Annotated in this window: 8 protein-coding genes; 7 read left to right on the top strand and 1 reads right to left on the bottom strand. The window is 65.0% G+C overall.

Annotation, left to right across the window (positions count from 1 at the left end; all coding sequences use genetic code 11):
* Positions 1-37 precede the first annotated feature (37 nt).
* The gene (locus tag C0461_RS01035; RefSeq protein ID WP_292103162.1) at positions 38-1,279 is read left to right on the top strand and encodes an HlyD family efflux transporter periplasmic adaptor subunit; all 1,242 of its coding nucleotides are present in this window, start codon (positions 38-40) and stop codon (positions 1,277-1,279) included.
* Complete coding sequence (locus C0461_RS01030) at positions 1,276-3,438, top strand: peptidase domain-containing ABC transporter (protein WP_292103161.1); 2,163 nt, start codon at positions 1,276-1,278, stop codon at positions 3,436-3,438. The genes C0461_RS01035 and C0461_RS01030 overlap by 4 nt, the downstream gene beginning before the upstream one ends.
* Before the next feature lie 61 nt (positions 3,439-3,499).
* Here the strand turns inward: C0461_RS01030 and C0461_RS01025 are convergent, their stop codons facing one another.
* Positions 3,500-4,600, bottom strand: coding sequence for a hypothetical protein (locus C0461_RS01025; protein ID WP_292103159.1), 1,101 nt, complete (start codon positions 4,598-4,600; stop codon positions 3,500-3,502).
* A gap of 374 nt (positions 4,601-4,974) precedes the next feature.
* Here C0461_RS01025 and C0461_RS01020 point away from each other — a divergent pair, with 374 nt between their 5' ends.
* From C0461_RS01020 to C0461_RS01000, 5 genes are all read left to right on the top strand, one after another.
* Positions 4,975-5,514, top strand: coding sequence for a hypothetical protein (locus tag C0461_RS01020; protein ID WP_292103157.1), 540 nt, complete (start codon positions 4,975-4,977; stop codon positions 5,512-5,514).
* The gene (locus C0461_RS01015) at positions 5,514-6,908 is read left to right on the top strand and encodes a radical SAM protein (protein WP_292103155.1); all 1,395 of its coding nucleotides are present in this window, start codon (positions 5,514-5,516) and stop codon (positions 6,906-6,908) included. Before C0461_RS01020 ends, C0461_RS01015 begins: the two co-directional genes overlap by 1 nt.
* On the top strand, positions 6,908-7,975 hold the full coding sequence (locus C0461_RS01010) for a radical SAM protein (protein ID WP_292103154.1): 1,068 nt from the start codon (positions 6,908-6,910) through the stop codon (positions 7,973-7,975). Before C0461_RS01015 ends, C0461_RS01010 begins: the two co-directional genes overlap by 1 nt.
* A gap of 94 nt (positions 7,976-8,069) precedes the next feature.
* Entirely contained in the window at positions 8,070-9,242 is a 1,173-nt protein-coding gene (locus C0461_RS01005; protein WP_292103152.1) for an HlyD family efflux transporter periplasmic adaptor subunit, read from the top strand.
* Positions 9,243-9,274: 32 nt separating this feature from the next.
* Positions 9,275-11,287, top strand: coding sequence for an ABC transporter transmembrane domain-containing protein (locus C0461_RS01000; RefSeq protein ID WP_292103149.1), 2,013 nt, complete (start codon positions 9,275-9,277; stop codon positions 11,285-11,287).
* Positions 11,288-11,441 lie beyond the last annotated feature (154 nt).

Raw genomic sequence — 11,441 nt, 5'->3', positions numbered from 1 at the left:
GTTGCGCCGCACGGCCTGACGTCACGCCGGGACACGAATGAAACTGTTCAGACCAGAAAGCGTCTCACACGCTATTCGACGGCTGGATGGCGAAGTCACTCTGGACCTGGGCTTCAACTGGATTTCGGTGGGGATCGCCCTGGTCGTCGTCGTGGCCAGCGCCATTGTGTTCGCGTCGGTGTCCACCTACGCGAGGAAGGAGGCGGCCGTCGGCTGGCTCGTCCCCAGCGGCGGCATCATCCGCGCCACGGCGCGCGAAGGCGGACTGGTCGAGACAGTATTCATCCAGGAAGGCGATATCGTACCCTTGGGCGCAGATCTGGCCGAGATCCGTCGATCACTCGACACGGTCTCCGGCGATGACGGCGATCGGCTTGAGGCCCTTTCGGCGGCGCAGATCAGAGCCACCAGCGCAAGCATGGAAGCGGAAGTCGCGCGGCTCGGACTGACTCTGGACAGTCTCAGGGCGAGACGATCCGCCCTTGAGGGCGAACATGCCGAATCCCTTCTTGGCGCAGAACTTCTCGGACAGCAGCAGGCGCTTGAAGCCGCCGCCGTGGAACGGGCCCGCGATCTGCACGCCAGAGGCTATCTTTCCAACCGTGATCTTGAACGCGCCGAGGCCCAGTGGCTCGCCGCGAGACAGGCGGTTTCGACGGCCCGGAGTGTGTCCCTGGCGCTGCGGCGCGAGATCGTCGAGACCGACAACCAGATCAGGACGATGCCCGTCGCGATCGAACAGACGCGTGAGCAGGGACTGGCCGCGACGTCAGAGCTGGAACAGCGGCGCACCCAGCTGACGTCCGCGGCCCGCTACAGGCTGACCGCGCCGGTGGCCGGGCGCGTTCTCGCCCTCCCCGCTCAACAGGGCCAATCGGTCCCTGCCGGAGCGACGCTCGCGATCCTGGCCGGGACGAGTCAGAGGGTGGTGGCGGAAATCTTCGTTCCGTCGCGGGCGGCCGGCTTCGTGCGCGAAGGGCACACCGTCAGCATTCAGTACCAGTCCTATCCCTACCAGAAGTTCGGCTCTGGCCGGGGACGTGTGGACAGCGTCTCGAGCACGGTCCTGGCACCTTCCGAAGTAGCTATCGCCGGCCTGGGGCTGCAGGAACCGGTCTTCAAGGTCCGGGTCGAACTCGAGCGTGACTTTGTTTCGGCCTATGGCGAGCGGATCGCGCTCCAGCCCGGGATGATCCTGACCGCCAATATTATCGTCGATCGTCGCAGTCTTCTGGAGTGGCTCCTCGATCCGCTCTACGCGGTGGGACGCCGGACGTGATCTCCGATATTGATCTGCGGTTTCCACGCAAGCCCGCAATGCCCGTTATCCTGTCGGCGGAAGCGGCGGAGTGCGGTCTCGTCTCCATGACCATGATTGCGCGCTATCATGGCCATGATGTTGATCTGAATGGTCTTAGACAGCGCTTTCCGGTCTCCATCGCCGGCGCCACCCTGCGAAGCCTGACCGAACTTGCGGACAGGATGGGTTTCTCGACAAGGACCCTGAGACTGGAGCTTTCCGCCGTGCCGAAGCTGGCGCTTCCGGCCATCGTGCACTGGGACCTGAACCACTTCGTCGTCCTGGTCTCCGCCCGGCGCGGTTCGATGGTCATCCACGACCCCGTGCGCGGACGTCTTTGCATGCCCGTGGAAGAGTTCTCGAAACATTTCACCGGCGTGGCCCTGGAGCTGCATCCATCGGCCAGCTTCGAACCCATCGTAGCGAGAGCGCCGGTCTCGATTCGCAGCCTTTGGAGCAATGCGCGCGGCGTCTATAGGCATGCGGCCTTCGTCATAGGCCTTTCTCTCGCGCTGCAGGCCGCGACGTTCGCGATCCCGTTTCAGCTTCAGATCGTTATCGACCAGGTCATAGCCAACAATGACCTCGATCTGCTGACCGTCATATCGCTGGGCTTCGGCGCGGTCGTCCTCCTCCAGGTACTTACGCAGGCGGTCCGTGACTGGAGTCTTCAGCTGCTCGGCAACCAGATGATGTTTCAGATGGTCGGAAACCTCGTCCGTCACCTGATCCGCCTTCCGGCCACCTATTTCGAGAAAAGACACGTCGGCGATATCCTGTCGAGGGTCGGCTCCACGCGGCAGATCCAGGACGCCCTCACCTCCGGCATACTCTCGGCGCTGATCGACGGAGCGATGTCGCTGGTCGCCCTGATCATCCTGTTCGCCTATTCGGCGAAGCTCACCCTCATCGTCCTCGCCTCGGTCATCATTGTCCTGCTGGTCGGCCTAGCGTTCTACCCGGCTACCCGCAGCCGCACCGAAGAGGCGATAGCCACGTCTGCGCGCGAACAGTCCCACCTGATGGAGACGATCCGCGCCGCCACGACGATCAAGCTCATGGGGCGTGAAGCGGAACGCGAGGGGTCCTGGCGGAATCTCTACTCCAGACAGTTCAATGCGACCGTCTCACTGGGCCGCCTGCAGACGAGTCAGCTGTTCCTGCAGAACCTGGCGACCGGGCTCCAGGTCGTTCTGATCGTCAATATCGGTGCAACCGAAGTCCTTACAGCCGGCGGCCTGTCCATCGGCATGATCATCGCCTTTCTCGCCTTCCGTCAGACCTTCACGGACCGAACGGTTGCGCTGATATCCCGCGCGCTGCAGTTCAGGGCGTTGAGCATCCATATCGACCGCATCGGCGACATCATCTCGGCTCAGCCGGACAGCCAGCAGACGGCCCCGACGCGAGAGGTGCTTGGCGGACTGGAGCTTCGGGACGTCTCGTTCCGCTACGGAATGGCCGACAGCTGGATTTTTCAGAAGGTGAATCTGAAAATCAGCGCGGGAGACTATATTGCTGTCGTGGGGCCGTCCGGCTCAGGAAAATCGACCTTCCTCAAACTGATCTTGGGGCTGGCCGCGCCGACGGAGGGTCAGATCCTGATCGACGGCCAGCCTGCGGACAGCGCCCTCTGGCAGTCCTGGAGAGCGAACCTGGGTGTCGTGTCACAGGACGATCGACTGCTGTCCGGGACCCTGGCCGACAACATTGCGTTCTTCGACCCCGACCTGAACCTGAATCGCGTTCACATGGCCGCCATGGCGGCGCAGATCCACGGGGAAATCGTCGCCATGCCGATGAACTACCTCACCCTCGTCGGAGATATGGGGTCGAGTCTCTCCGCCGGGCAGAAGCAGCGCATCCTGCTCGCCCGCGCCCTTTACCGACGCCCGAAGATTCTCGTGCTCGACGAGGGCACGGCCAACCTCGACCGCGAAAATGAGGAGTCGATCGTGCACCTGGTGGAGCAGCTTTCGCTAACCCGCATCGTGGTGGCGCACCGCTCGCCCCTCGTCGAGGCGGCCGGACGGATCCTGACCGTGGGCGCCGGCCGGATCGACGAGCTGGGCACGGAAGACGCTTCAACGGAACGCTTCGCGCCAGAGTCCGCTCGGGCTGCCGCCGATCAGGTCTGACGCCCCCGGGCGGGAGTTCTCCGCCCGCGTTCACGCCACGGGATCCGTCTCCGGGACCGGTTCACCCTCCGCAGGCCCTCGAGGCGTCACGAGCGATTTCATCAGCAATGGCTTCGTCCATCGGCCCCATGAGCTGATGCGGGCCGAGCGAATGTCCTCTTCCCGGGTGCAAGACGATCCGGACCTGATGATCGGGCAGATACGCCTCGGCCGCGGGGCGCTGGCGCGCCTCGCGAACCTGGGAATCAAGGGATCCGTAGTGGAGGATCATCGGCGTTGACCAGGTGGAGAATAGCCTCGCTAGGGGGCGATCGTCAGTGAACCAGCTTTTCCACCATCCCTGGCTGAAGACAGGCGTGAGGGCGTCAGGATAGGGATCTTCGTCCGGAAGCCCCAGAGCGGCCTCACGGGTTTGCTCAAACAGGGCGCGCTGGTTTCGCCTCAGCGTTTCGATTTCCGCCGCGGTCCAGCCGCCGTCGGGCTGCAGAAAGGGCTCGGCGCGTCCAAAAACGCCTGACGGCGTCGTCCCGATGTTCGCCTCCACCTCCTCGTTGGTGATGACCCCGTCCCCGTCGCGATCCATCATTTCGAGAGATTCGGCGTCCCTCAGGGTCAGTTGCCACTGCAGGACAGCGGCCTTGCTTTCCAGCGGCGCGCCGATCCCGATCAGCAAATCCGGAGAGGGGACCTCGCCTCGGGCCGCCATTCCCGCTGCATGCGCCGCGCCCTCTGACTGCACCAGAACCACGACGCACCGCGCGCCGAGCCCGTTGGACGACCTGGTCCATGCATAGACGGCCTCGAGATCCCGGCTCAGGTTGTCGGCTGTGACGCCTGGATAGGCTTCCCGGTCGAGCGCTTCGAGGGCGGAAACCCCGTGACGGACGCCCCGCCGGTCATAGCGCACGACATCCAAGCCGTTCGACGTCATGCGACCCGCCAGATCCGCGAAGATCGCGTCGCGGTCCGTGCCGCTTCGGCCGAAGCGCATGTCCCTGTCGAAGGCTCCCGAGCCGGCGACCATCACCACCGCGCCCCGGGCCGGACCGTTCGCGCGATCCACCTGCCCATGAATGACATGCTGATCGACGGACTCGACGGTGAAGGGGGTTGATACAGGCTGGACAGACAATGCGACGAAACCGACCCATGCGGCGATCATGTCTCTCTCCTAAAGCAGACCCGAAAACGCCTGGCTAGGCGGTCTTCAGCCCGAGGTGATCACAACTGACGCTTAGGGTGCGCCATCTCTGGCGTCCACCCCGATGGATCTGTTCGGGCCAGGCGACGGGGCCTGACCTGCGCAGTCACTGTCCGCGCCTCGGAAGTCCGTGCAGACGTTCAGATCAGTACACCTATTTGGCGATATTCGGCGAAAGAACACAACCCCTATAGACGGGAAAACCTATGTAAGATACAACCGTGGATAGGTCCCACCGTGTTGGTGCGGCGAGCGTCCTTCCTGTCCGCCTGGACGGGCGACGGGCGGGAAACTTTGGCGACGAACTGACTTTCCGGGCGAGGGAGCCGGGCATCATGCAGAACCCATCAGTTGAAAATTCCGTAGGCGGCCTTGTTGGAACCTTGCGCTCGGATGAAGGCTTCAGGCGCCATTTCCTGGCCGCTCCCGCCGAAGCGCTGCAGCAAAGAGGATACGATCCCGACACCATCGAGCTGCCAGAGTCCGCCGACATGATGGCGCTCGAGGCGCGGCTGCGTCTTCTCACTCCGGCTGGGTCCGATGGAGATATCTGGGAGGGATTGAAGGAACTCCTGGCCGACCCCGGCGCCGATCCGCAATTCCCGCAGGTTATCCTCGGGCCGGACGAACCCCCCAGCACGGTCGCCATTGCAATCGCGATTTACGGCGTTGCGATCGCTGTGGGCCCTGGTGACCCCGGCGATGACCAGCAGCAACTGCGCGGGAACAACACCGCCGCCGATCTGAAGGTCCTGCGCGCCCTGGCCCGGTCGGAGCCCGATGCGCTCACATTCAGCGTTCACGGGGCTGACGGCCTCACCGCCAGCGCCCTCACCCGGGATGTTCTGGATTCCTTTCTCGCCCGGCTGAACTGATGGGGGCCGCCCGGCGGGCGGCCGCTGTCTTCGACGGGGATATATCCCGGGTCGTCAGGCAATGGCGCGCCGGCGCGCCTCCGGCCTTCGTAGTCTGGGAGATCACCCTCAAGTGCGACCTCGCCTGCCGGCACTGCGGGTCGCGGGCCGGGGCGGAGCGCACCGATGAACTCTCAACCGCCGAGTCGCTGGACGTCGTCCGCCAGCTGGCGGAGCTAGGCGTCAGGGAAGTGACCCTGATCGGGGGCGAGGCCTATCTGAGGGAGGACTGGGTCGACATAGCCGCCGCGGTGACCCAGAGCGGCATGACCTGTTCGATGGTCACGGGAGGACGGGGCCTGGACGCCTGGAGGCTCGCCGAGGCCGCGGCCGCAGGCGTGAGCCAGATCGGTGTCTCCATCGACGGAATCGGCCTGACGCACGACAAGCTTCGCGGTGCGCCCGGGAGCTACGAAGCTGCAGTCGACTGCGCCCGGCGGATCGCCGAGACGCCGGGCATCGGGCTGGGAGTCAATACGCAGATAAACCGACTTTCCGCGCCGGAGCTCCCGGCGTTGGCTGATGTCCTCGTCGATATCGGCGTCAACGCGTGGCAGGTGCAGCTCACGGTGCCGCTGGGCCGTGCGGCGGATCGACCGGAGCTGATCCTGCAGCCCTATGACCTGCTCGAAGTGATGCCGATCCTGAACTGGATCAAGACGCGCAAGCTGAAGGGAACCACTGTCAACCTGGTGCCTGGAAACAACGTGGGCTACTTCGGTCCATACGAGCGCGCCCTGCGTATCGGCGGCGAAGCCGGCCATCTCTGGAGGGGCTGCCTGGCGGGACAGGCCAGCCTGGGTCTCGAGGCCGATGGCAAGGTCAAGGGATGTCCTTCCCTGCCGAGCGGGGCCTACACCGGCGGGAACGTTCGCAAAGAGTCGATCGAGACGATCTGGCGGTCAAAATCCGAAGTGACCGGGCTCGGTAAGCGCACGCGCGAGGATCTCTGGGGATTCTGCCATGGCTGCGAGCATGCGGACGCCTGCCTCGGGGGCTGCACCTGGACCTCGCATGCGCTATTCGGGCGCCCCGGCAACAATCCCTACTGCCACCACAGGGCCCTTGAGCTGCACTCCAGAGGCAAGCGCGAGCGCCTTGAACTCATAGCCGCCGCACCAGGGCTGCCGTTCGATCATGGCCGCTTCTCGCTGACGGTGGAGGATGACGACGGGCCTTCCGAAGGTGGCGACCTGCGGCTCGGCGCCATGCTCAGCGCCATCCTTCCCGCCGATGCCGACGGGCGCCCCTCGGGACGCCGTTCTCCCTCGTCCATGAACCGGATGATCGCGAAACGGAAACCTTCGCCTGCGGATCCGGAGATCACCCCTATCAGTGATGGAGCCGCGACCTGATGCCCGCCATAAATGAACTGGGAATCATGTATTCCCATACGTGCAACATCGAGTGCCGACACTGCGGGATCAACTCCGGCCCCAAAAACCGCGACCGCATGTCACTGGAGCTGGCGGAGCGGATCATCGACGAGGCCGCGCTGATCAAACCGGCGATCCGAACCATCGTGTTCACGGGCGGCGAGGCTCTGGTTCATCCTGAAGACATCGAAACACTGGTGGAACGCGCATCCGATCTCGATTTCGAGACACGCATCGTGACCAACGGCTTCTGGGGAAAACACCCGGAAAAAGGGCGGCGCCTTCTCCGCCGCCTTCGCTTCGCCGGGCTGACGTCGCTGAACTTCAGCGCCGACAAATACCATCTGGAGTTTCAGCCCGCATCAACCCTGCACAGCGCCATCGCGATAGCCCGGGAGATGGGGTATCCCATCACCGTAAGCTTTACGCACAACGGACCGGAAGACATCTGCGACGTCTTCGCCGAACTCTATGGCGTGGACCGCGACCAGCTGGTGCGCTTTGAGCCGTCCAGCCCGGCCTCGCTCCAGGATTTCCAAGCCCAGGGCTCGTCCAGGATTCTCGTTTCGGGGGGGCGTCTCGTGGGGATGGGCCGCGCGGCCGAGTATCCTGAGGAGCATTATCTCACCTCGCTGGACACCTTCAGCTACGGCGGATGCCAGGAAGTCGGCCAGCGGCCGGTGGTCTACCCCGACGGGACCCTCCAGGCGTGCTGCTGCGCCGGAGGGAAACTGTCGACGTTCGCGGCGGGGAACGTTCATCGCGAACCGCTCGCTGATATCTGCGCCCGCATGACGGGCCGAACGCACTTCCGGTTCATCAACACCATGGGCCCCCGGCGATTGTATGAAGTGATGGCCGAGGCCCGGGGATTCGACGTCGCTGCCCCTCACCCGTCCCTCTGCGACCTCTGTGTGAAAGCCACGACGGGCGTTGCGCCGCGCACGGTGGACGGCATCCTGGAAGACTGGGCCGCGACCCAGCTTCTTTCCGGAAAGGTCAAGCCACCGGCCGACCGGACACCGTCTGGCGGCCTGCAGGGCTGAAATTGACTGCGTCCAGCCGCGCCGGGAGCGAGGCGTCGTCCGTCGACGCCATGGAGATCTGCGCGAAAGCCCGCAGGCGCCTGGCCCCGTCAGGATGAGCCGTCCCGGGTTCCTTCGCGTCCCGGAGACGCCGCTGCTTCGTCGCACGGTTCTGGCCGCTGCGATCGCCCTGGCGCTGACGCTGGTCTTCGTCCAGTACGAAAGACGCGAAACCGCCGCCGGTCATGCGGCGCCCCCGGCTGGCGTGGTAACCTTGGCCGCTCCCCGTGCCGGCGTGATCCAGAGCCTTTCGGTCTCGTCAGGCGAGCGGATCGCCGCCGGCGCAGAGGTTGCTCGCCTCTCCGTCTCGGACGCCGTGAGCCAGGGCAGCGCTGCAGGTCTGCGCCTTTCCTACATCGACGAAGAGACGACGCTGGCTGCCCGGGAGACGGAGGCGCGGCAGAGGGAGCTTGACGCAAGGACACGGCAACTTCGGGCGACAGCAGGCAGTCTTCGTACGGAGAGGGACCTGGTGCGGGCGCAGCGCCAGGTCTCAGAGGAGCGGCTGGCCATAACCGAGGACGCCCTGGCGGATGCGGAGCAGGTCGCCGTACAGGGGTTCATCTCCCGGCGGGAAATGGACAGCCGACGCCTGTCGGCCCTGGCGGGCCGCCAGGAGATCGGCGCGCTCAATGTCAGGCTGGAGGCTCTTGAACGGGAAATATCGGACACTGAGGAAGCGGGCCGCATCGTCGCCCTGGAGAGAGAACGCCTTGAGCTCGACAGTTCGCGCGCGGCGGCCTCTCTGGGCGCGCGCCGGGTTCAGGAGCAGGCGGCCGACCAGATCATGGTGACCAGCGGCGTCGCCGGCACCGTCGCCGTCCTGTTCAGGGACGCGGGCAGTTCGGTCTCCCAGGGTGACCTCATAGCCGCCATCCTGCCCCCGGGTGAAACACTCGAGGTCCGGCTCTACGCGTCTGGCGCGGCGGTCGCCCGCCTGAGAACCGGCGATGCCGTGCGCCTGAAGTTCGACGCCTATCCCTTTCGCCAGTACGGCGCCGGATCCGGAAGGGTATCGTACATATCGTCGACCACGCTGCCGCCGCAGGAGATCGCCCGTCTGGGGCTCCCGCCAGGCCCGGCGCTGTATCTCGTCACCGTTGAGGACGTGACGCCTCCCCCGCGCGTCGAGGGGCGTCTGCGTTCGGGCATGGGCGTCACTGCGGACTTCGTGACCCATCGCCGACGGCTCGTTCACTGGTTCTGGACGCGGACCCTCGGGCGATGAGCAGGGGCCCGTCTGGTTCTCGCCTTCCACCGGTGACGCTCACCTGCCTCCTCGAAGCGGCGCGGAGAATCCATCTGGATGCGAGCGCCGTGACGGCGCTGCGCGCGGACTGGTCCAGATCGGGCGGAGTGGCGCTGGAGGATCTGCCCGAGTTCTGTCGCTCGGCCGGGATCGCCGCGCGTCTGCCGCCTCCCTCCGGTCTCCATGCAGACGTCTACTCCTATCCAATGATCCGGCTTGACGGAGAAGCCGGCCTTCTTCTTCTTGGCGATCAGGCGGCGGGCCGGCATCTCGTCTGGGACCCGGCCACCGGGGCCGTGGCGAACATCCATCTGCCCGCGTCCGACAGCGTTCAGCTCATAGAAATTTCCAGGGGCGTGAGGTTCGCGGCCTCCGGGCGTCGGTTCGGTTTCGGCGACATCGCTCGCGCGATCGACCGCTTCTGGCCGAACACGCTCAATGTTCTGATCCTGTCGGTGCTGCTGCAGGTCTGCGCGTTTCTGGCGCCCCTGTTTGTGCAGTTCGTCGTGGATGACGTTATTCCCACCTTCGACACCCACCTGCTGGGGGTGCTGCTCGCCGGATTCATACTGATCTCGGTCCTTCAGCATCTGACCGACGCGCTGCGCACGGCGACCGTCGTACAGTTCGGGTCCGCTGCGGTGTACCAGCTGATGGGAGGGGTGATCTCGCACCTCTTCCGCCTGCCTTCCGGCTATTTTGAGAACCGCGCACCGGGCGACGTGCTGATGCGCATCTCCGCCATGGTGAGTCTGCAGGATTTCATTTCCCGTGGAGTGGTCACCGCTGCGGTGGACGGAGTCATGGCCCTGTTCGCTGCAGCCATTCTCCTCGCCTACTCCTGGAAACTGACCGCCATCGTCGTGACCGGCGTGGTCATCCATTCCGTGGTGACGGCCCTCATACAGCCGCACGCCCGCAGGCTCGTGGAGCGTCAGATGGAGCTGTCCGGGGCCGAGCAGAGCCATCTGATCGAGACGCTCGGTGCGATCGCCTCGGTGAAGACCGCCGGCGCGGAAAGCGTGCGCGAAGACGGCTGGCTGACCATCCAGCGCCGCGTCACACGGGTCGGCATTTCGCAGATTCGGCTTCAGCTTCTGTCAGGCTTTTCGCAGAAACTGACCAGTTCCCTGCAGCATCTCCTGGTTCTGTATTTCGGAGCCCTGGCCGTGATGGACTCGACGCTTACACTGGGCATGCTTTTCGCCTTTCTGGCGTTCAGGAGCCTGTTCACCGAACGCGTGACGTCGCTGATCAGCCAGGTGGCGGCCTATCGCCTGATGGGCGCCAACTTCTCCAAGGTGTCCGACATCGTCGATCGTGAGGAGGAAACGCCGAGAGTCTGGACATCCGGCGCCTCCAGCTTGGCGAGCCTCGAGATCAGGGATGTCGCCCACGCTTACGGTGATGTTCAGGTTCTGTCCGGCGTCTGCCTGAGCGTTGCGCCCGGCGAGCTGGTGGGGCTCACAGGGCCCTCCGGCAGCGGCAAGACCACCCTTGTCAAGCTCATCGCCGGCCTCCTTGAGGCCCAGACTGGATCAATCAGGACCGGGGACGTGCCGATCGGTCCCGAGACGGTCAGGCAGGGGCGTGCCGCCATGGCGACTGTCCTGCAGGAGGAACATCTCTTTGAGGGCACCATTCTGGAGAACGTCTCTTTTTTTCGCAGGGACCCGGATCGCGTGGCTGCGCAGAACGCCCTTCGCACCGCCTGCCTGTGGAGCGAGGTTGCCCGGCTGCAGGACGGACTGGACCATCGCCTCGGGCCGGGCGGGTCAGGGCTGTCGGGCGGCCAGCGCCAGCGGCTCGCCATCGCCAGGGCCCTGTATTCAGGCCACCGGATACTCATCCTCGACGAGGCCACCTCAAGTCTGGACGCGAACACGGCAAGAGCCGTCGTCGGAAACCTCAGGTCCGAAGGCGTTTCCGCGCTGGTGATCACCCACCAGAGCTGTTTCACGGATCTTCTGGACAGGATTTATGTGCTGAAGGATGGAACGACGGTCGAAGCGCCCCGGATGTAGCTTCCCGAAGCTCACGTGCCTCCGCAGCTCACACCAGGCCCGGGCCGGACTGTTCGCCCGGCCGGCCGCTGAAGCCCATCCTCAGACAGCCCGAGTGCGCCAAGAGCGGGCGCTGGCGTGGCTCCCGAGATGCGACATTCGACGAGCGCGCGCA

The organism is Brevundimonas sp. (genome assembly GCF_013823285.1).
Lineage (GTDB): Bacteria > Pseudomonadota > Alphaproteobacteria > Caulobacterales > Caulobacteraceae > Brevundimonas.
The sequence above is the reverse complement of the archived record's forward strand: the minus strand, read 5'-3'. Positions and strand labels throughout refer to the sequence as shown.

Coding starts and splice junctions, on each gene's coding strand:
- C0461_RS01035 (WP_292103162.1), top strand. CDS start 38: ATGAAACTGTTCAGACCAGAAAGCGTCTCACACGCTATTCGACGGCTG.
- C0461_RS01025 (WP_292103159.1), bottom strand. CDS start 4,600: ATGATCGCCGCATGGGTCGGTTTCGTCGCATTGTCTGTCCAGCCTGTA.
- C0461_RS01020 (WP_292103157.1), top strand. CDS start 4,975: ATGCAGAACCCATCAGTTGAAAATTCCGTAGGCGGCCTTGTTGGAACC.
- C0461_RS01015 (WP_292103155.1), top strand. CDS start 5,514: ATGGGGGCCGCCCGGCGGGCGGCCGCTGTCTTCGACGGGGATATATCC.
- C0461_RS01010 (WP_292103154.1), top strand. CDS start 6,908: ATGCCCGCCATAAATGAACTGGGAATCATGTATTCCCATACGTGCAAC.
- C0461_RS01005 (WP_292103152.1), top strand. CDS start 8,070: ATGAGCCGTCCCGGGTTCCTTCGCGTCCCGGAGACGCCGCTGCTTCGT.